Source organism: Oceanicola sp. 502str15 (assembly GCF_024105635.1).
In the GTDB taxonomy this organism is placed as follows: domain Bacteria; phylum Pseudomonadota; class Alphaproteobacteria; order Rhodobacterales; family Rhodobacteraceae; genus Vannielia.
This window is the reverse complement of the sequence record NZ_WYDQ01000001.1, coordinates 1,286,921-1,305,124: the sequence shown is the minus strand read 5'-3', so window position 1 is coordinate 1,305,124 and position 18,204 is coordinate 1,286,921. Positions and strand designations below refer to the sequence as shown.

Sequence of the window (18,204 nt, the reverse complement as noted above, 5' to 3'; positions counted from 1 at the left end):
TGCAGCTTCTCTTGCCTATAGCAGCCATGCGGCAGCGCAGAAAGAGCACAGAGATATGTAGATCCGGTTTATGCCGCCGCGATCTTTGCCTTACCCCTGAGTCATGCGGCATCATGGATGCCATCCGGGAGGGGCGGCTGATGGACACCAGAGACTTTGCAACCTTGGAAAAGCGCGAATGGGACCGGGCCGATGTGGCGCAGGCCTACGCGCGGGACTTTGCGCGCGCGGCAGACATGGTGGTGCCCCGGCTGGTGGCCGGTGCAGGGGCCGTGGCGGGCGCCAAGATGCTCGACTTATGCTGCGGCCATGGCAATGTGTCGGCCGGGCTGGTGGCCGCGGGGGCCGAGGTGACGGGCCTCGATTTCTCGCCCGCCATGCTGGAGCTGGCGCGCGCGGCCGTTCCGGACGCTCTCTTCCACGAGGGCGATGCCATGGCCCCAGATTTCGCGGACGGGAGCTTTGACGGGGTGACGATCGGCTTCGGGATGCCCCATGTCCCCGACCCGCCCCGCGTGCTGCACGAGGCGCGGCGGGTGTTGCGCCGCGGCGGGCGGGTTGCCTTCTCTGTCTGGTGCGGGCCCGAGGTGGAGGGGGCTTTCGGATATGTCTTCGGTGCCATCGCACGGCACGGCGACCCCTCGGTGCAGCTTCCACCCGGGCCGGGCGCAAATGACTACGCCGACCCTGCGCGGGCCTTTCCGGCGCTGGAAGCGGCAGGCTTCTCGGGCTGCACCTGCGAGATCGTTGCGTCGAGCTGGGTAACACGCGACCCCGGAACACCCTTCGACTATTTCCGCGAGGGCACAGCGCGAGGCGGGGCCTTGCTGCGCCCACAGCCCGAGGCACAGAGGGCGGCAATCCGCGCCGATGTGGTGGCGCAGGTCCTGGCGCACCATGGGAATGGCCCCGAGTGGATCGTGCCGATCCCGGCGGCGGTGATCTCGGCAGTGGCGACCTAGGGCCCAAACGCAGGAAAGCCGGGCACGGGGCCCGGCTTTCGCATTGTTTTTAAAGGCGATCTCAGCCGATGATGGCGTTGAGCGTGGCGCTCGGGCGCATAACCTTGTCCAGTTTGGCCGGGTCAGCCACGAAGTAACCACCCGTATCGGCCGGTTTGCCCTGCGCTGCGGCCAGTTCGCCGGTGATCGCGGTCTCGCCATCGGCAAGTGCCTTGGCGAGGGGGGCGAACTCGGCGGCCAGCTCGGCATCTTCGTCCTGCGCGGCTAGGGCCTCGGCCCAATATCGGGCGAACCAGTAGTGGCTGTCGCGGTTGTCGGGCTCACCCACCTTGCGGGAGGGAGAGCGGTTGTTGTCGAGAATGCCCTGCGTGGCAGCATCCACGGCATCGCCCAGCACCTTGGCCTTGGGGTTGTTCTTTGCCTCGGAGAGGAAGCGGAAGCTTTCACCGAGGGCACAGAACTCGCCAAGGCTGTCCCAGCGCAGGTGGTTCTCTTCCTGCAACTGCTGCACGTGCTTCGGGGCCGAGCCGCCGGCGCCGGTTTCGAACAGCCCGCCGCCCTGCATCAGCTTGACGATGGAGAGCATCTTGGCCGAGGTCGCAAGCTCGAGGATCGGGAAGAGATCGGTCAGGTAGTCGCGCAGAACGTTGCCGGTGATGGCAATGGTGTTCTCGCCCTTGGTGATCGTCTCGAGGCTGGCGCGGGTTGCCTCGCGCGGGGCCATGATCTCGAATTTATCCGCAACGCCAGCCGCTTCGAGGATGGGTTTGACGTAGGCGATCAGCTCCGCATCGTGGCCGCGCTTTTCATCGAGCCAGAAGATGGAGCGGTAGCCGGTGGCCTTCTGGCGGGCGATGGCGAGGTTGACCCAGTCTTCGATCGGGGCCTTGCGGGCCGAAGCCGAACGCCAGATGTCGCCCTTCTTCACGCTGTGCGAATGCAGCACGGTGCCGTCTTCCAGCACCATCTTCACGGTGCCCTCCTCGGGGATCTCGAATGTGGTGGGGTGCGAGCCGTATTCCTGAGCCTTCTGGGCCATCAGGCCGAGGTTCTGCACGGTGCCGGCGGTGGCGGGGTTCAGCTTGCCGTTCTCTTTGAAGAACTTGATGGTCTCGTCATAGACCGGCGCATAGCTGTTGTCGGGGATGACGCAGACGGTGTCATGCTCCTTGCCATCCGGCCCCCAGCCCTTGCCACCAGCGCGGATCAGCGCGGGCATGGAGGCGTCGATGATCACGTCGGAGGGCACGTGCAGGTTGGTGATGCCCTTGTCGGAGTTCACCATGTACATCGGCGGACGCTCGGCGGTGATTTTCTCGATCGCGGCGGTGATTTCGGCGTCGCCCTTCACCTTGTCGAGCAGAGAGCCGAGACCGCCGTTGGGGTTGACGCCCAGCGCCTTCAGCTTGTCGCCGTACTGCTCGAAGACCGGCGCGAGCCAGGCCTTAACCGCGTGGCCGAAGATGATCGGGTCGGAGACCTTCATCATGGTGGCCTTCATGTGCAGCGAGAACAGCACGCCCTCGGCCTTGGTCTTTTCGATCTCGTCGGCCAGGAAGGCATCGAGCGCGTCGGCGGACATGAAGGCGGCATCCACCACGGTGCCGGCGGGGTAGCTGAGACCCTCTTTCAGCACGGTCTCGCCGGATGCGGTTTCAAGCACGATCCTGGCGGTCGCGGCGTTGTCGAGCGTGGTCGAGACCTCGTTTGAGAAGAAGTCGTTGCCGGGCATCGAGGCGACTCGTGTCTTGCTCTCGGCTGTCCACTCGCCCATGCGGTGCGGGTTGGCCTGGGCGTAGTTCTTGACGGCCTGTGCGGCGCGGCGGTCGGAGTTGCCTTCGCGCAGGACCGGGTTCACCGCAGAGCCCTTGATCGCGTCGAACTTGGCGCGCACGGCCTTGTCTTCGTCGGTGGTGGGGTTCTCGGGGTAGTTGGGAACAGCGAAGCCCTTGGACTGCAACTCTTTTACGACCGCCGCCAACTGGGGGACAGAGGCCGAGATGTTGGGCAGCTTGATGACGTTGGCGGAGGGCGTCTTCACCAGTTCGCCCAATTCGGCGAGGTCGTCGGCGATGCGCTGATCTTCGCCGAGATACTCGGGGAAGGTGGCCAGAACGCGCCCGGCCAGAGAAATGTCCTTGGTGCCAACGGTGATGCCCGCCGCCTTGGCGAAGCGCTGGATGATCGGCAGGAGCGAGGCGCTGGCCAGTTCCGGAGCCTCGTCGACCTTGGTGTAGATGATGTCGGGCGTGTTGCTATCGGCCATCGGGTGAGCCCCCTCGCTGTGTTGGTGAACCTCTTCGCGGCCCGCTGCTGCGGTGCGGAATCGGAATGCTGCGGAACTCCTAGCTCAAATCCTCGGCGCATGGAAGGTATGCCGTTGTATACCGCTCTAGGTCTCCGAGGTTCGCAGCGCCGCCGACAGGGTTTTGCCGAGCGTCACGAGGGCTTCGATCTCCTCCGGCTTGTGCAGGGCGCGACGCAGCCTGACCGACAGGCCCTCCCGGCTGCGCAGCACCGCGGGCAAGCCGCCACGGGGCAGGGCACTGCCTGCGCTGGCGAGCGCGGGGTGCAGGGCGATCGGGCGCAGCGCATCTTCCATGCCGGGAGTGGCCATGAGCAGGCCGGGGCCGTCGTCCAGCTCCACCACCTGCAGGTCGGGCACCTCCTCCGCCATTGAACCCAGCAGCTTACCGAGCATGGCCTGGCCCAGCTTGCCGCCCATCATCGCGGCAAACCGTTGCACATCCGCGCCACGGCTGCCGGGAATGTCGAGCGCCAGCAGGGCCAGCCCGTGCGGCAGGGCAAGCGACGGGTCGTTCCACTCGGTGGTGCGGGTCGAGGAACTGTTCTGCGAGCCCGAAGAGCGACCCGTCACAACCCGCAGCTTCCATCCTTCGCGGGGGGCGGTGATTTGGGTTGTGGTGTTGCGGCCTTCGCGGCCGCTCTTGTAGCTCCAGCCTGCGGCGGCACAATATGCGCGCAGCAGCGCCTCGCGCTTCCGGGCCCACCACAGCAGCGCCCCGACCAGCACGATCTGGCCGACGAACACCATCACCACGAGCAGAATTATAACGGATTGCGACATGCAGCTTCTCCCCGGTAGGCGCGGGAAACCTAACTCGGGCGAGCCACCCTGTCACCCGAGCGGCGACAGGGCACACATCTTGTGGTAGAGTGACGGCATTTCCAGCGGCCGATTTCCCGCGCCGGCCGAACATTTGACATCGGAGCATTTGACCCAATGAAACGCATCGCGATTTTCTGCGATGGCACCTGGAACACACCGGATGCCACGCACCCCACCAACGTCTTCCATCTCCACCGCATCACCCGGCGCACGGCGGAAGACGGGACCACCCAGATCCTCAAGTACATTCCGGGCGTGGGCACCGGCTTTGGCAAGACCGGCTGGCGCAAGAAGCTCGATCGCATCACCGGCGGCGTCTTCGGCGTGGGCGTCACCCGCAACATCCTCGAGGGCTACACCTTCCTGATCGAACAATATGAGCCGGGAGACGAAATCTATGTCTTCGGGTTTTCCCGCGGCGCCTTCACGGCCCGCTCGCTGGTGGGGCTGATCCGGGCCTCCGGCCTGCCGCGGCACACCGAGGCGTGGAAGGCGGGCGAGGCGCTGAAGCGCTACCGCGACAACGACCCGAGCACCAAGCCCTCGAGCGAGGAAAGCCACGCATTTCGCTTCGGCTATTCGCCCGATGTGGTCACGTCGCAGAAGGAGGCCGATTGGCGCGAGGCGCAGGGCCATCCGCCGGTGCCGATGCTCACGGTCACCTACCTCGGCATCTGGGACACGGTCGGGGCGCTCGGCATACCGGGCTACTACAAGACCCTGTCGCGCATCTTCAACCAGAGCCAGGGCTTTCATGACACCCAGCTCACCGGCATGGTCATGGCCGCTCGCCACGCGGTCTCGATCGACGAGCGGCGCAAGGCCTTTCCGCCGACGCTTTGGGGCAACCTCGGCGATCTGAACCGCGAGAACCCGGACCGAAAGCGCAGCTATCAGCAGCTCTGGTTTGCCGGCGATCATGGCTCGGTGGGCGGGGGCGGCGATATTGCCGGGCTGAGCAACATCACCCTCGGATGGGTGGTGGAGGGCGCGCGCGAGCAGGGGCTAGAGTTTGACGGCACCCAGCTTCAGGTGTTTGCGGCAGAGGCAAACGCGCTTGAGCCCTCTCTCTTCAACCAGTCCGGCCCGCCCGGGTTTGCCACCCGTATGCTGCGCCGACGGGTGCTCGACCGGGTCGGCCGGATGGAGGTGCCCGACCCGGCGACGGGCGAGATGCGCAAGGTGCCCATCGGGCCCGACTACTATTGGGATATCTCGCCGCCCGCGAAGGAGCGTTACCTCGCCCTGAGCGACTATCGCCCGCCCGCGCTGCGGCCTTTCGATGCCGACCTCACGCGGCCCGACACCTAGGCGATCTCGGCGTCAGTCGCCCACGATCCGCCCGGGCTGTGCCTCCAGCACCCGCCCCTTGGCGGCGCGGGCATCTTCGGCGTCATGGGTGACCATCAGCACCGGCAGGCCGCGCTTTTCGGCGTGATCGAAGGTGAGGCTGCGGACCTCTTCGCGCCGGGCCGCGTCGAGACGGGAGAAGGGCTCGTCGAGCAGAAGCGCCTTCGGTTCGGCCAGCAGGGTGCGCATGAGGGCCACGCGCGCCTGCTCGCCGCCCGAGAGCGTGGCCGGATCCCGCGGGCCGAAGCCATCGAGCCCGACGTCGGCAAGCGCCTGAGCGATTGCGGCGCGCCGGGCTGCACGCGGGCCGGGCGGCAGGGCGAAGGCGAGGTTTCCGGCGACGGAGAGATGCGGAAACAGCAGGCTCTCCTGAAACAGGATGCCGAGGCGGCGGCGCTCGGCGGGCAGATCGGTGATGCTGGCGCCATCGAGCCGCGCCTCGCCTGCTGCCGCAAGAGGCGCGGTGAGCGTGCCGGTCAGGGCCGCCAGAAGGGCCGATTTGCCCACGCCTGAGGGGCCCATGAGCGTGAGCACCTCGCCCGGGGCGATGGTGGCCGAAAGGCCGAGCAAGCAGGTGCTGCCCAGCATGACTTCAAGCCTGTCGAGGGTCAGCCCGCTATCCACCGCGCATTCCTTTCCGGTTGGCAAAGGCGAGCCTCGGAATGGCGAGGGCGAGGGCGAAGGGCAGCAGGGCGGCGGCGGTCTGGGCCAGCGCATAGGCCCCGATGGCACGACGGTCGCCGCCCGAGGTGAGGGCAACGGCCTCGGTCGTCAGCGTGGTCACGCGCCCGCCGCCAAGCAGCAGCGTGGGCAGGTATTGCCCGACCGACACCGCAAAGCCCACGGCAAAGGCCGTGAGCAGCGGGGCCAGCAGCAGCGGCAGGCGCAGCCGCCAGAACCGACCGGCCGGCGAGGTGCCGAGGGCGGCGGCGACGGTGAAGCTGCGCGGGTCGATGGCGTGGTAGGGGCCGGCGAGGGCGATGAGCGTGTAGGGCAGCACGAAGGTGAGATGCGAGAGCACCACGGGCCAAAGCCCCTCGCGCAGCCCGAGGGTGAGCATGAGCACCTGCAGGCCGGGCAGAAAGGCGATCTGCGGGATCAGCAGCGGCAGGTAGAGGATCAGCCGCCCGCCGGCGCCCATCCGGAACCCATGGCGCGCCTCGGCCTCGAGGCAGCCGGTGACGAGGGCGAGCGCGGCCAGCGCGGCGGCGGCGGCAACGAAGAGGGTGGTGAGGGCAACCGGCCAGAGCATCGGCCCATGGCGCATCCATGTTTTCACAGACAGCGCGTCGGGCAGGGCGTCGGGGTAGCCCCAATATCCCGCGACCGACCAGAGCGCCTGCGAGGCAAGCCCGGCCAGCACCGAGAGTGCAACTGCCAGGCCGAGCGCAAGGCCGAGCGCCTTCAGCCCGGCACTGAGGCCCGGAAGGCGGTGACCCGAGGTGGCAAGGGCGCGACCGGCCCCGGCGGCAAGGGCCTCGCCAAGACGCCAGAGCGCGAGGGTGGAGAGCACCAGCGCCAGCTGCCAGAGCGCCCCTGCGGCGGCAACGCCGCGCAGCGAAAGGTCGGGGTCCGACATCCAGCGGGTGATCTGGACCGCGAGGGTAGGGGGCGTGTTGGGGCCGAGGATCATGGCGACATCGACGACCGACATGGAGTAGGCCAGCACCACGTAGACCGGCAGGCGGATCTGGGCGTAGAGCGCGGGAAAGGCCACCAGCAGCCAGCCCACCGCACGCGGATAGCCGAGGGTGGTGGCGACGCGGGCATGGGCCTCGGAGCGGGTCTGGGAGCGGGCGGCCAGCAGCATCAGCAACAGGAAGGGCGTTTCCTTGGCGGTCAGCCCGGCGATGAGGGCGAGGCCTGCGCTGTCCTGCACGATCAGCAGATCAGGCGGGGTCTGCCAGCCGGTCAGCCAGGGAGAAAGCGCGCGGGCGAGCCAGCCGGAAGGCGCGATGAGAAAGGCGAGGCCGAAGGCGGCAGCGGCATGGGGCACCGAAAGCAGGGGCGAGAGCAGGCGGTGCAGGATGGTGAAGGCGCGGGTGCCCTGCCAGCCTGCCGCGACAAGCGCGGTGATGGCGAGCGACAGGGCGGTGGCGGCGAGCCCGGTGGTGAGCGAAAGCCGCGTGGCGGGGCCGATGCCGGGCCAGTCCATCAGCTGCATGAAGGGGGCGGGACCGGGGGGCAGCATGTAGCCGAGCGCCGGGGCGAGCGTGAAGAACAGCCCCAGCCCGACAGGCAGCGTCAGCAGCGCGATGGTGAGCGCGGGCAGGGTGGCGCGGGGCAGGCTCATGGTCGGGTTGTGCGGCGCCTCATCCCCCGGCCGCTCTTCGCGCAGGCGAGACCGGCTTGCAGGGAGAAGGGGCGCCGCCCTCGGTCACTCTTTCACGCCGTGCTTTGCGATCCAGTCCTCGGTCAGCCGGGTTGTCCAGGACGGGTGCGGCTCGGGTTGCGCCTTGCCGAGTTCCTCGGGCGACAGGGTGGCAACCCCTAGGTCGAGCGCCTCGAAGGCGGCGCGCTCATCGGCGCCCAGCTTGTCCATCGCGAGGACCGTGCCGTAGCCAAGCACCTCGGGGTCTTGCGCCCTGGCCTGTGCCTCGGGGGACATCAGGAAATCGGCCACGATCATCGCGCCCGACTTGGCGGAGGAGTTGTAGGGGATCGCGACGAAGCTGGCGTTGCCGAGGGTGCCGCCGTCGAGCACATAGGTGCGCGCCGTGGGGGGCAGCTCGTTGTTTGCAATGGCGGCCGAGGCCTCGCCCGGGGAGAAGGAAATCGCCAGGTCCACCTCGCCATCGGCGATGAGCTGCAACTGGCGCGGCCCGGTTTGCGGGTAGGCCCGGCCCTGGCGCCAGAGGTTGGGGGTGAGGGCGTCGATAAAGGACCAGAGGGCCTCGGTGCTGGCGGCGTAATCGTCCGCCGCGTCGACCGGCTCCGAGAGGGCCTCATCCGTGCCGTTTAGGTCGATCAAGGCCTGCTTGAGGAAGGTCGAGCCGAGGAAGTCGGGCGGCTGGGGAAAGGTGAAGCGGCCGGGGTTGGCCTTGGCCCATTCGAGCAGGGCCGCCATCGAGCGGGGCGGTTCGGGCAGGCGGGCCTCGTCGTGGATGAAGACCACCTGCGCCATGGCCCAGGGTGCCTCGTAGCCCTCGACCGGCACGGTAAAGTCGGTCTGCACGTCCTTGTTCTCGACGTCGACATACTGCCAGTTGGGCAGGCTCTCGGCGAAGGGGCCGAACAGCAGGTTCTGGCCCTTCATGGCGGCGAAGTTCGGGCCGTTGATCCAGATGAGGTCGACCGCGCCGTCCTCGTTCTGACCGGCCTGCTGCTCGGCGAGCACGCGGCCTACGGCATCTGCGGTGTCCGAAAGCTTCACGTGCTCCAAGGTCACGCCGTACTCTTCCTTCACCCGGGTTCCGACCCAGTCGATGAAGGCGTTGGTCGTGGTCGAGCCGCCCCATGCGTGCCAATAGACGGTCTGGCCCTCTGCGGCGGCACGCACCTCCTGCCAGGCCTCCGGGGTCAGCCCGGTGCTCAGGCTCTCGGGGTCCGGACCGGCGAGGGCCGGGCTGGCGAGCCCGAGGGCAAGGGTAAGCGGCAGTGCGAGGGTGTGTTTCATTGGGTTTCCTCCCCGGTGAATGTGTGGCGGGCGAGTAGAACCCGGCTGATGGCGGTGACGAGGCATAGGCCACCAAAGGCCCAGGCCAGCGGGGTGAAGAGCCCCGGCAGCAGGCAGAGGGCGCAGAAGAACACGATGGTCTCGGTGCCCTCCAGCAGTCCGCCCGTGAAGTAGAGGGTCTTTGCCCCGCGCGACGTTGTCTGCATCTTCGCGCGCTCGGCCAGCACCGAGTAGCCCAGAAAGGTGGTGCCGTTGATGTAGAAACTGGCGAGCAGGAAGGCCCCGGCCGCGCCATGCACACCCGGGTCGGCCAGAACGAAGGCCAGCGGGATCGCGGCGTAGAAGGCAAAGTCGGCGCAGATGTCGAGGTAGCCGCCAAAGTCGGTCTTGGCGGTGGCGCGGGCCACAGCGCCATCGAGCCCGTCTGCAAGGCGCGAGGCGAGAAGCGGCACCAGCGCGAGGCCCGGCAACCCGGCCCAGATCAGCGCAGCCGCCACCAGCCCGAGCCCCAGCCCGGCCAGCGTGACATGATCGGCCTGCCAGCCGCGCGCCGCCAGCGCCAAACCGGCGCGGTTGAGCGGCGGGTCGATCAGCCTTCGTGCGACGCCGTCGAGCATTGGTGAGCCATCCCCATGGTTTCAGGGGGTTATGGCGCTTTGCACGACCCGCTGGCAACCGGCTGTAACAGCGCGTGACGCGTTTGTGAGGCGGGCCCGGCCGGGAGGGCGGGCAGGCTCAGCCCGTCACCACTTGCCCGATGCGCCGCCACCTTCGGACTTGCCGCCGCCGGTTTCGGCGGTCTTGGAAGGCTTGCTCTTGCGGGGGATGGTGTAGGGCTCTGTCTTGGTGTGGCCGCAGGCGCCGCAGGTGGTGGTTTTCTCGCCCAGACCGTTGGAAGTTTCGGTGGCCTGCTGCACGGTGCGATTCTTGATCGTGACCTGCCCCTTGGCCCCGCAGGCGTCGCAGACCCGGTTGGCCTTGGCGCGCTTGGCCCCGAACACGACAAGGCCGACCACCCCGGCAATCACCGCGCCGATGATGCCGAGGGTCATGCCGCCGCCCGACTTTTCGCCATCCGCCGCCGCGCTCTCGCCACCCGAGGCGGAGGCCGGGGTGGCAAAGGGCGTGGCGATGCGGGTGATCACGGCCATCGCGCCGTCATTCACACCGTCGCCATAGCGATCTTCGCGGAAGGCGGGCAGCATCACCTCGTCGATGATACGCGCGCTCTCCTTGTCGTATTCGGCGCCAAAGCCGCTGCCCAGCTCGACACGCACCTCGCGGTCGGCGCGGGCGAGAAACAGCAGGATGCCATCGCCCTTTTCCTCGTCACCCAGAGACCATTCATTGAAGAGCCCGGTCACGAAGCTCTCGATGGTGTCGAAGCCGCCGTAATCCGCGGTCGACATCACCGTGACCACTGCCATCTCCACGCCGTTCTCGGCCTTCAGTTTGGCCAGTGCCTCGGCAATGGCCGTTTCCTGCGCGTCCGACAGAACCGAGGCATCGTCGAGCACATAGGTCGACGGAAGGTCGGGATAACTCTGGGCGCGGGCAAGCGCAGGCAGCAGGGTGAGGGCCAGAACGGCCAGAAGCAATTGGGCGGGGCGAAATACGCGGATTTGAAATGTCATGGCCGAATTTGGCCATGAGGGCGCGAGTCTGGCAAGGATTTTCAGGCTGTGAAGGGGGCCAGCGCGGCCTGGGCCTTCTTGGTCAGACCGGCGCGGATGAGAGCATAGGAGCTGCGCAGGCGCTCCTCGACCTCGGCATCCTCCACCATCCCCCAGGGCAGCAGAACCCAGCTTCGGTGGAAGTAGGGGGCCTTTTCGCCGTGGCCTGCCTCGATCACCAGTTGTGCGGTCTCGATGCTGTCGGTCTTCACGCTCACGCCTTGGCCCATTGCGCCGATGCAGGCAAACATCTTGCCCCCGACCTTCCAGGCATCATGCCCGCCGCCCCAGGGGTCGGAGACCTCGGCCCCGGGAAAGGCGGCGCAGATTTGGTTGACATTGGCTCTGTCCATAATGCTCCTCCTCGCTTTACATGGTGTCAGGCGCTGGCAGCGCCCTTGGCGATCAGCGCCTCCACCTCGCCGCCGGAGATCGACTGTGCCAGCGGGGTGAAATCGCCTTGCCCCAGCATAGCCTGCGCGGCGTCGAAGATCGCGCGGTGTGTCACCCGCGCCAGCGAAGAGCCGAGCGAGACGCGGGCCACGCCGGCGGCGGCGAAATCGCCGAGGCTGCTGGCGGTGAAGGCCCCGGCGGCAAGGGCATTGACCGGCTTGCGCGTGGCGGCGCAGATGCGGGCGAGATCGTCCATCGTGGGGGGCAGGGGCACGTAGAGCGCATCGGCTCCGGCGGCATCGAAAGCGGCGACGCGGGCCAGCGCCTCTTGCATGTCATAGAGCCCGTGCATCACCCCGTCGGCCCTTGCCACGAAGACAAAATCACGCCTCAGCGCCCGCGCTGCCGCAGCCCCTGCCTTCGTCCGCTCGGTGGCCAGCTCGGCGGGATAGGGGGTGCAGGCGGGGTAGGAGAGATCTTCGACGCAGATGCCCGCCAGCCCGACCTCGGCGGCGAGGCGCACGGTTTCGGCCACCACATCGGGATCATCGCCAAAGCCGTTCTCGAAATCGCCCTGCACCGGCAGATCGGTGGCCGCCGCGATCTCTTCGGCATGGGCCAGCGCATCGTCGCGGCTGATGACGCCAAGGTCGGCGCTGCCCTGCACGAAGGCGAGGGCGGCGGAGGACGTTGCCAGCGCCTTGGCGCCCATCCCGGCGAGCATCCGGGCCGAGCCGACATCCCAGACATTGGCTAGAATGAAAGGCTTGCCCGGCACGTGCAGGGCGCGGAATGTTTCGAACTTGTCCATGATGGCCTCCGTCGTTTCGCCGGCAGGCTGACCCGCCCCGGCCCGTGGCACAAGAGGCTTGGCAGGGGGCGGGTGTGCTGCTACTGACAGCTCATGACCCGCGCCGCGATCATCATCTGCTGCATTACCCGCTGACATCGTCACGCGGGCCCGGTCTCTTTTCACCTAAGGATGAAGTTGCTAAAGCCCGCGGGGACCCCCGAGGAGCCTTCATGGACATTCATCTGCACAATACGAAGACCCGGAAGAAAGAGCTTCTGGAGCCGGTCACGCCGGGACGGGTGGGCATGTATGTCTGCGGGCCGACGGTGTATGACCGGGCGCATATCGGCAATGCGCGCCCCGTCATCGTGTTTGACGTGCTGTTCCGGCTGCTGCGCCATGTCTACGGCGCGGATGCGGTGCGCTATGTGCGCAATTTTACCGATGTGGATGACAAGATCATCGCGCGGGCGGAGGAGTCCGGTCGCGAGATCGGGGAAATCACCGCGGAAACGACGGAGTGGTACTTGCAGGACATGGCCGCCGTGGGCGCGCTGGAGCCCACCGAGATGCCGCGCGCGACCGAGTGGATCGGGGCGATGGTGGCGATGATCGAGGGGCTGATTTCGGGCGGCCATGCCTATGAGGCGGAGGGGCATGTGCTGTTCCGGGTGCGCTCTTACGAGGCCTACGGGGCGCTTTCGGGCCGCTCGGTGGACGACATGATCGCAGGGGCGCGAGTCGAGGTGGCGCCCTACAAGGAAGACCCGATGGATTTTGTGCTCTGGAAGCCCGCGAAGGCGGGGGAGCCGGGGTGGGACTCGCCTTGGGGCAAGGGGCGTCCGGGCTGGCATATCGAGTGCTCGGCCATGGCGGATGCGCTGCTGGGCAAGTCGTTCGATATTCATGGCGGCGGGAATGACCTGATGTTTCCGCATCATGAGAACGAAATTGCGCAGAGCAAATGCGCTCATCCCGAGGGGGAGTTTGCCCGGATATGGATGCACAACGAGATGCTTCAGGTCGAGGGCAAGAAGATGTCCAAGAGCTTGGGCAACTTTTTCACCGTGCGGGATTTGCTGGACCAGGGGGTGCCGGGGGAGGTGATCCGGTTTGTGTTTCTGGGGACGCATTACCGAAAGCCGATGGATTGGACGGAAAAGAAGCGGGGCGAGGCTTTCGAGACACTTCGTTATTGGATGGACCTTACTTGGAATTTGGAGCCGACACATGAGTCTGAGTTCGAGCCTGAACAGATCTTATTGGAAGCCCTTGCATCGGATTTGAATACCCACCTCGCACTTAGTTATCTGCGTGCTTTGCATCGACAACCCCAGAAACTTTTAGATAATGCCCGGTTTTTGGGCTTTTTGTCGGATGAAAGTCGGAGCGAGCGCAGAGATTTGGAGGCGGCAATTCCTCACGGTTTTGGGGCTGGCCCTAACGCAGAACTGAGCAAACTGGCTATGGCTCTCGATATGTTGCGAAACGCTGCCAAATTATCGGGGGACTACTCAGAGGTCGATGCTCTTAAGGCCTTACTTGTGGCAGCGGGGGTGCAAGTCCGGATGTCTGAAGCTGGTGTCGATCTTCAACCCGGGCCCGACTTCGACGCCACCAAGTTGGAGGCCTTGAAATGACCGAACGCCTCTACCTCTACGACACCACCCTGCGCGACGGGCAGCAGACACAGGGCGTGCAGTTCTCGCTCGACGAGAAACAGGAGATCGCGGCGCTGCTCGACGGGCTGGGGATCGACCATATCGAGGGTGGCTGGCCGGGGGCGAACCCGACGGACTCCGCGTTTTTCGAGGCCAAGCCGAAGCTCAGGGCCACCTTTACCGCATTCGGCATGACCAAGCGGGCCGGGCGGAGCGCGGAGAATGACGAGGTTCTGGCGGGCGTGCTCAATGCGGGCACGCCTTCGGTCTGCCTTGTGGGCAAGACCCATGATTTCCACGTGACCGACGCGCTGGAGATCACGCTGGACGAAAACGTGGAGAACATCCGCGCTTCGGTGGCGCATCTCGTGGCGCAGGGGCGCGAGGCGCTGTTTGACGCCGAGCATTTCTTCGATGGGTACAAGGCCAACCCGGCTTATGCGCTGACCTGCCTGAAAGCTGCACTCGACGCGGGCGCCCGCTGGGTTGTGCTGTGTGACACCAACGGCGGCACGTTACCGGCAGAAGTTTACGATATCGTAAAGGCCGTGATCGAAGCAGGCATTCCGGGCGACCATCTGGGCATCCACACCCATAACGACACCGGCAATGCGGTGGCGGGGAGCCTTGCGGCGGTGGACGCGGGCGCGCGGCAGATCCAGGGCACGTTGAACGGGCTGGGCGAGCGCTGCGGCAATGCCAGCCTGACCACGCTCATCCCGATCCTGCTGCTCAAGGAGCCCTATCGCAGCCTTTACACCACCGGCGTGAGCGCCGAGGGGCTGGGGCGGATGGTGCTGATTTCGCGCAAGCTCGATGACATCCTCAACCGCGTGCCGATGCGAGCCGCGCCCTTTGTCGGCGCCTCGGCCTTTGCCCACAAGGCGGGGCTGCATGCCTCCGCGATCCTGAAAAACCCGACGACCTACGAGCATATCGACCCGGCGCTGGTGGGCAACGAGCGCGTCATTCCGATGAGCAACCAGGCGGGCACCTCGAACCTGAAGCGGCGGCTGGGAGAGGCCGGGCTGGAAGCGGAGAAGGATCAGCTTGCGGCGATCCTCACCACCATCAAGGAGCGGGAATCGCAGGGCTTTTCCTACGACACAGCGCAGGCCAGCTTCGAGATTCTGGCCCGCCGCGAACTGGGACTGCTGCCCGATTACTTCGATGTCGAGCGCTACCGGGTGATCTCGGAGCGCCGCCGCAATGCCAAGGGGCAGATAGTGGTGGAAAGCGAGGCGGTGGTTGCGGTGAACCTGCCGGGCCACGGGCTGACGACCAACTACTTCAAGAACGAGCACCCCGAGGAGATGCAGGACGCGGGCCCCGTGCACGCGCTCTGGAACGCGCTGATCGCCGATCTGGGGCCCTATGCGGGGCGGCTGGAGGGGATGCGGCTGGTGGACTTCAAGGTGCGGATCACCAATGGCGGCACCGAGGCGGTGACGCGGGTGATCATCGACAGCGAAGACCGCGACGGGCGGCGCTGGAGCACGGTGGGGGTAAGCGCCAACATCGTTGATGCCAGTTTCGGCGCGCTGATCGACGCGGTGACGTGGAAATTGGTGCAGACCGGCGAGGTGCTGCGTAGAGTGGGTGAATGAGCGCGTTTCTGGAGCTGTTTTCATCGGTGCCACGGCAGGGTCCGGGGCTGGCAAAGGACGTGGCCTGGGCGGTGGCGCAGGCCGGGGCAGAGGTCGCGAGCCGGGTTTGCGATGCGGGCTGCGGCACGGGCAGCGACACCGAGGCGCTGCTGGCGGCAATGCCGGAGGCGCAGGTGATGGCCTGCGACAAGGACGCGACCTTTCTGGAAGCCGCGCAGACCCGGCTGAACGGGCCGCCACGGGTGCGCGTGGGGCCGGGCGACCTTGCCGCGCTCAACGATCTGCCCGAAGCGCCGTTTGATTTTATCTGGTGCGCAGGCGCGATCTATTTTTTGGGCACGGTCAAGGGCTTGCGCGACTTTCGCAAGGCATTGAAAGCGGGCGGAGCGGTGGCGTTTTCGGCGCCGGTCTACTTCAAGTCCGGGGCCTCGGCCGGGGCGCGGGCGTTCTGGATGGACGTGCCGGTGCCCACGCAGGGTGAGCTGCGCGCCGAGGTGGCAGAGGCCGGGTACGAGCTGATCGCGGATCGCCCGCTGAGCAATGCCGCATGGTCCGCGCTCTACACGCCGTTGAAGGCCGAGATCGCGCGGCGGCGGGGCGAAGGAGCCTCGGAAGAGATGGAGGGCGTGATGGCCGCGATGGAGCAGGAAATGGCACTGTGGAGCCGGGTGAAGCTGGAGACCGGCTATCAACTGGTCGTGGCGCGCGCGAAATGACCCTTCAGGCCTGTGCAGATCTGGTCGCCCGTGGCGGGCGTGAAGGCTTTGCCGCGATCATGGCCGCGCCGGTGGAGGCGCGGAGAATCCTCTTTCCCGTTCAGGCGTTTGCGCTGGAAGTGGCCCGTGCGCCATGGGCCAGCGAAGAGCCGATGATTGCGCAGATGCGGCTTCAGTTCTGGCGCGACGTGCTGGAGGAGGCCGAGGCCGGAAAGGCGCGGGCGCATGAGGTGGCCGCCCCGCTGGCCGAGGCGGTTGCGGAGGGCGTGCCCGTGGCGCCGCTGATGGCCTGCGTCGATGCGCGGGAGTGGGACGTGGGGCGGGAGCCTTTTGCCGACGAGCCGGCATTCTGGGACTACCTCGATGCGACCGGCGGCGGGCTTGTCTGGGCCTCTGCGGCCGCGCTCGGGGCCGGGGCGGAGGCCGAAGCGGGGTTGCGCGGCTGGGGCCGTGGTGCGGCCCTCGCGCGGTATTTTCAGGCGGTGCCAGAGCTGGAAGGCCGTGGCCGGATGCCGCTGGTGGACGGAAGGCCCGAGGCGGTGAAAAGGCTTGCAGATGAGGGGCTTGCGGCGATGACTTCAGGTTCCGTGTGCCGAGGAGAGCTCGGCACCGCGGCCTCTTCGCCGATGCTCCTGGGGGCGATGGCGCCGGTGCTGCTTCGGAAAGTGCAAAACGCCCCCGGCCGGGTGGCCGCGGGGGCGCTGGAGATGAGCGAGTTCCGCAAGCGGTTCCGGCTGATGCGGATGGCCGCGACACCGGCCTGGCGGATGTAGCTTTGCCGCGCAACCCGTTGGGGTTGCTGGAAAATCAGCCGTTTGCTTCGCGGATCTTGTTGGCAGCGTCCTTGTCGAAACCCACGCCGTTCTGCTCGAACAAGGTGTCGAGTTCGCCCGACAGGGTCATCTCGGTGATGATATCGCATCCGCCCACGAATTCACCCTTCACGTAGAGCTGCGGGATCGTCGGCCAGTCGGAGAAGTCCTTGATTCCCTGACGGATTTCATCGTTGGCGAGGACGTTCACGTCGGTGAAGTCGACCCCCATGAAGTTGAGGACGCCGGCTACTCGGGAGGAGAAGCCGCATTGGGGCATTTCCTTGGTGCCTTTCATGTAGAGCACCACATCATTTGCTTTGACGGTTTCGGCGATCTGGTCTTGGGCGGTCATGGGGTCTCCTTTGGCCACGGGGGCCGGTCGGGCGGTGTGTTTCGGGCTACAGATAGAGCGCTTGGCGGGGGATTTCCAGCCGGTTCAGTGATGATCCCAGGGGCGCAGGCGGCGGGCGCGTTCGGCCTTTGCGTCGGCTTCGGCCCGTTGGGTCACGCTGCGGCGATGGCGGGCCTGCTCGGCCTGGTGCTCGGTGACGGCCTCGCGGTGGCCGAGGGCGGGAACGGAACGGTCGTTGAGGGTGAGGCCCTGGGGCATGTCGCGGGCGTCGGGGCGGTGGCTGGAGAGGGCGCGGGAGCGGGGCTTGCGCGGGCCCTTGCGGAGGATCAGGGCCACGCCGATCACGCCGGCGAGGAGCAGGAGGCCCCATAAAACAAGGAGCCAGGTGCTCATTTGCGGGGCTGCAGGGCTTTGGCGTAGGCCTGCGGGTCGCGCGGCACGAGGGTCGGGCGATTGTAGCCGCCGCCGCCACCGCCGCCGCCGTGGCCTTCATGCAGGAGGGAGGCGCCCTGACCGGGCGCGACACCCCGGTTCTGGCGGGGCGCACGGCGCTGCCTGCGGGCCTGGACGACCATGGCGGCGAGGAGGGCGAGGCCGATGAGGCCGAGGAGGAGCCAGACGGCAGCGAGAACTGTCATGTGCCGGAAGCCCCCATTCTACTTCGCCTTGCCACGGGTCCGCGCCCGGGCCGCGCCATAGGAGGCGCGGCGCTTTTGTGGTGGCGCTTCGACGGCCTCGGGAGCCTCGGGCTCCGGGTCGGGATTGATGCGGTACTTCTTGCGGACACCGAAGGCGGCGCGCACCGCGAGGATGGCGACGAGGAACCCGAGGATGAGCAGGAGGCCCGGGTCCACGATCGGCCCCTAGGGCGCCCGTGTGGTGAGCGCCAGAGCGTGGAGCTCACCCGCGGGACCGTCCATCTTGCCCTTCAAGGCCGCATAGACAGCGCGTTGTTGTTGCACGCGATTTTTGCCGCGAAAGCTCTCGTCGACCACCTCGGCGGCGAAGTGCTGGCCATCGTCGCCCTGCACGCTGACCTGCGCGTCGGGGAAGGCCTCGCGGATGAGGTTTTCGATGTCGGTTGCGTCAATGGCCATGGGTCGCCTTCTGGTTCTGCACTTGAAATGTAGGGCCCG

At 66.9% G+C, this 18,204-nt stretch carries 20 protein-coding genes; 6 read left to right on the top strand and 14 right to left on the bottom strand.

Features of this window, described 5'->3' with window-relative positions:
- The first annotated feature begins 113 nt into the window (after positions 1 to 113).
- Positions 114 to 962, top strand: coding sequence for a methyltransferase domain-containing protein (locus tag GTH22_RS06220; RefSeq protein WP_252943969.1), 849 nt, complete (start codon positions 114 to 116; stop codon positions 960 to 962).
- A 61-nt stretch (positions 963 to 1,023) separates the two neighbouring features.
- Here GTH22_RS06220 and GTH22_RS06215 read toward each other — a convergent pair whose 3' ends face one another.
- Together GTH22_RS06215 and GTH22_RS06210 are read right to left on the bottom strand one after the other, a co-directional pair.
- Positions 1,024 to 3,228, bottom strand: a complete 2,205-nt coding sequence (locus GTH22_RS06215; RefSeq protein ID WP_252943968.1) for an NADP-dependent isocitrate dehydrogenase — start codon at positions 3,226 to 3,228, stop codon at positions 1,024 to 1,026.
- 126 nt (positions 3,229 to 3,354) lie between these two features.
- A complete protein-coding gene (locus GTH22_RS06210; protein WP_252943966.1) occupies positions 3,355 to 4,050 on the bottom strand; it encodes a hypothetical protein in 696 nt (231 codons plus the stop codon).
- Positions 4,051 to 4,206: 156 nt separating this feature from the next.
- On the opposite strand from GTH22_RS06210, the gene GTH22_RS06205 reads away from it, so the two are divergent.
- Positions 4,207 to 5,403 (top strand): DUF2235 domain-containing protein, encoded by a 1,197-nt coding sequence (locus tag GTH22_RS06205; protein ID WP_252943964.1) that lies wholly within the window; start codon positions 4,207 to 4,209, stop codon positions 5,401 to 5,403.
- Positions 5,404 to 5,415: 12 nt separating this feature from the next.
- On the opposite strand, the gene GTH22_RS06200 is transcribed toward GTH22_RS06205, so the two are convergent.
- From GTH22_RS06200 to GTH22_RS06170, 7 genes are all read right to left on the bottom strand, one after another.
- The gene (locus tag GTH22_RS06200) at positions 5,416 to 6,066 is read right to left on the bottom strand and encodes an ATP-binding cassette domain-containing protein (protein WP_252943962.1); all 651 of its coding nucleotides are present in this window, start codon (positions 6,064 to 6,066) and stop codon (positions 5,416 to 5,418) included.
- Positions 6,059 to 7,735 (bottom strand): ABC transporter permease, encoded by a 1,677-nt coding sequence (locus GTH22_RS06195; protein WP_252943960.1) that lies wholly within the window; start codon positions 7,733 to 7,735, stop codon positions 6,059 to 6,061. The genes GTH22_RS06200 and GTH22_RS06195 overlap by 8 nt, the downstream gene beginning before the upstream one ends.
- A gap of 84 nt (positions 7,736 to 7,819) precedes the next feature.
- Positions 7,820 to 9,058, bottom strand: coding sequence for an ABC transporter substrate-binding protein (locus GTH22_RS06190; protein ID WP_252943959.1), 1,239 nt, complete (start codon positions 9,056 to 9,058; stop codon positions 7,820 to 7,822).
- A complete protein-coding gene (locus GTH22_RS06185) occupies positions 9,055 to 9,675 on the bottom strand; it encodes a CDP-alcohol phosphatidyltransferase family protein (protein ID WP_252943957.1) in 621 nt (206 codons plus the stop codon). Before GTH22_RS06185 ends, GTH22_RS06190 begins: the two co-directional genes overlap by 4 nt.
- 126 nt (positions 9,676 to 9,801) lie before the next feature.
- The gene (locus GTH22_RS06180) at positions 9,802 to 10,692 is read right to left on the bottom strand and encodes a YgcG family protein (RefSeq protein WP_252943955.1); all 891 of its coding nucleotides are present in this window, start codon (positions 10,690 to 10,692) and stop codon (positions 9,802 to 9,804) included.
- Positions 10,693 to 10,733: 41 nt separating this feature from the next.
- The gene (locus GTH22_RS06175; protein WP_252943953.1) at positions 10,734 to 11,084 is read right to left on the bottom strand and encodes an MmcQ/YjbR family DNA-binding protein; all 351 of its coding nucleotides are present in this window, start codon (positions 11,082 to 11,084) and stop codon (positions 10,734 to 10,736) included.
- Positions 11,085 to 11,110: 26 nt separating this feature from the next.
- Positions 11,111 to 11,935 carry an isocitrate lyase/phosphoenolpyruvate mutase family protein gene (locus GTH22_RS06170; RefSeq protein ID WP_252943951.1) on the bottom strand — a complete coding sequence of 275 codons (825 nt, stop codon included), beginning with the start codon at positions 11,933 to 11,935 and terminating at the stop codon, positions 11,111 to 11,113.
- Positions 11,936 to 12,147: 212 nt separating this feature from the next.
- Between GTH22_RS06170 and cysS the strand changes: the two genes are divergently transcribed.
- From cysS to GTH22_RS06150, 4 genes are read left to right on the top strand one after another with little or no spacing between them, the layout of a single operon-like run.
- Positions 12,148 to 13,557, top strand: a complete 1,410-nt coding sequence (gene cysS, locus GTH22_RS06165) for a cysteine--tRNA ligase (RefSeq protein WP_252943949.1) — start codon at positions 12,148 to 12,150, stop codon at positions 13,555 to 13,557.
- Positions 13,554 to 15,185, top strand: coding sequence for a citramalate synthase (gene cimA, locus GTH22_RS06160; RefSeq protein ID WP_252943948.1), 1,632 nt, complete (start codon positions 13,554 to 13,556; stop codon positions 15,183 to 15,185). The genes cysS and cimA overlap by 4 nt, the downstream gene beginning before the upstream one ends.
- The gene (locus GTH22_RS06155; protein WP_252943946.1) at positions 15,182 to 15,901 is read left to right on the top strand and encodes a trans-aconitate 2-methyltransferase; all 720 of its coding nucleotides are present in this window, start codon (positions 15,182 to 15,184) and stop codon (positions 15,899 to 15,901) included. Before cimA ends, GTH22_RS06155 begins: the two co-directional genes overlap by 4 nt.
- Positions 15,898 to 16,674 (top strand): squalene/phytoene synthase family protein, encoded by a 777-nt coding sequence (locus GTH22_RS06150; protein WP_252943944.1) that lies wholly within the window; start codon positions 15,898 to 15,900, stop codon positions 16,672 to 16,674. The genes GTH22_RS06155 and GTH22_RS06150 overlap by 4 nt, the downstream gene beginning before the upstream one ends.
- Before the next feature lie 34 nt (positions 16,675 to 16,708).
- Here GTH22_RS06150 and grxD read toward each other — a convergent pair whose 3' ends face one another.
- From grxD to GTH22_RS06125, 5 genes are all read right to left on the bottom strand, one after another.
- Complete coding sequence (gene grxD / locus GTH22_RS06145; protein WP_252943942.1) at positions 16,709 to 17,068, bottom strand: Grx4 family monothiol glutaredoxin; 360 nt, start codon at positions 17,066 to 17,068, stop codon at positions 16,709 to 16,711.
- 84 nt (positions 17,069 to 17,152) lie between these two features.
- Positions 17,153 to 17,461, bottom strand: coding sequence for a hypothetical protein (locus tag GTH22_RS06140; RefSeq protein ID WP_252943940.1), 309 nt, complete (start codon positions 17,459 to 17,461; stop codon positions 17,153 to 17,155).
- On the bottom strand, positions 17,458 to 17,706 hold the full coding sequence (locus GTH22_RS06135) for a hypothetical protein (protein WP_252943938.1): 249 nt from the start codon (positions 17,704 to 17,706) through the stop codon (positions 17,458 to 17,460). Before GTH22_RS06135 ends, GTH22_RS06140 begins: the two co-directional genes overlap by 4 nt.
- A gap of 18 nt (positions 17,707 to 17,724) precedes the next feature.
- Positions 17,725 to 17,922, bottom strand: a complete 198-nt coding sequence (locus GTH22_RS06130; RefSeq protein ID WP_252943936.1) for a hypothetical protein — start codon at positions 17,920 to 17,922, stop codon at positions 17,725 to 17,727.
- Between the two features lie 9 nt (positions 17,923 to 17,931).
- The gene (locus tag GTH22_RS06125) at positions 17,932 to 18,165 is read right to left on the bottom strand and encodes a BolA family protein (RefSeq protein WP_252943935.1); all 234 of its coding nucleotides are present in this window, start codon (positions 18,163 to 18,165) and stop codon (positions 17,932 to 17,934) included.
- Positions 18,166 to 18,204: the final 39 nt, after the last annotated feature.

What these genes read in the sequence shown, in the direction of transcription:
- GTH22_RS06220 (WP_252943969.1), top strand. Translation starts at nt 114, where the DNA reads ATGGATGCCATCCGGGAGGGGCGGCTGATGGACACCAGAGACTTTGCA.
- GTH22_RS06215 (WP_252943968.1), bottom strand. Translation starts at nt 3,228, where the DNA reads ATGGCCGATAGCAACACGCCCGACATCATCTACACCAAGGTCGACGAG.
- GTH22_RS06210 (WP_252943966.1), bottom strand. Translation starts at nt 4,050, where the DNA reads ATGTCGCAATCCGTTATAATTCTGCTCGTGGTGATGGTGTTCGTCGGC.
- GTH22_RS06205 (WP_252943964.1), top strand. Translation starts at nt 4,207, where the DNA reads ATGAAACGCATCGCGATTTTCTGCGATGGCACCTGGAACACACCGGAT.
- GTH22_RS06195 (WP_252943960.1), bottom strand. Translation starts at nt 7,735, where the DNA reads ATGAGCCTGCCCCGCGCCACCCTGCCCGCGCTCACCATCGCGCTGCTG.
- GTH22_RS06190 (WP_252943959.1), bottom strand. Translation starts at nt 9,058, where the DNA reads ATGAAACACACCCTCGCACTGCCGCTTACCCTTGCCCTCGGGCTCGCC.
- GTH22_RS06185 (WP_252943957.1), bottom strand. Translation starts at nt 9,675, where the DNA reads ATGCTCGACGGCGTCGCACGAAGGCTGATCGACCCGCCGCTCAACCGC.
- GTH22_RS06180 (WP_252943955.1), bottom strand. Translation starts at nt 10,692, where the DNA reads ATGACATTTCAAATCCGCGTATTTCGCCCCGCCCAATTGCTTCTGGCC.
- GTH22_RS06175 (WP_252943953.1), bottom strand. Translation starts at nt 11,084, where the DNA reads ATGGACAGAGCCAATGTCAACCAAATCTGCGCCGCCTTTCCCGGGGCC.
- GTH22_RS06170 (WP_252943951.1), bottom strand. Translation starts at nt 11,935, where the DNA reads ATGGACAAGTTCGAAACATTCCGCGCCCTGCACGTGCCGGGCAAGCCT.
- cysS (WP_252943949.1), top strand. Translation starts at nt 12,148, where the DNA reads ATGGACATTCATCTGCACAATACGAAGACCCGGAAGAAAGAGCTTCTG.
- cimA (WP_252943948.1), top strand. Translation starts at nt 13,554, where the DNA reads ATGACCGAACGCCTCTACCTCTACGACACCACCCTGCGCGACGGGCAG.
- GTH22_RS06155 (WP_252943946.1), top strand. Translation starts at nt 15,182, where the DNA reads ATGAGCGCGTTTCTGGAGCTGTTTTCATCGGTGCCACGGCAGGGTCCG.
- GTH22_RS06150 (WP_252943944.1), top strand. Translation starts at nt 15,898, where the DNA reads ATGACCCTTCAGGCCTGTGCAGATCTGGTCGCCCGTGGCGGGCGTGAA.
- grxD (WP_252943942.1), bottom strand. Translation starts at nt 17,068, where the DNA reads ATGACCGCCCAAGACCAGATCGCCGAAACCGTCAAAGCAAATGATGTG.
- GTH22_RS06140 (WP_252943940.1), bottom strand. Translation starts at nt 17,461, where the DNA reads ATGAGCACCTGGCTCCTTGTTTTATGGGGCCTCCTGCTCCTCGCCGGC.
- GTH22_RS06135 (WP_252943938.1), bottom strand. Translation starts at nt 17,706, where the DNA reads ATGACAGTTCTCGCTGCCGTCTGGCTCCTCCTCGGCCTCATCGGCCTC.
- GTH22_RS06125 (WP_252943935.1), bottom strand. Translation starts at nt 18,165, where the DNA reads ATGGCCATTGACGCAACCGACATCGAAAACCTCATCCGCGAGGCCTTC.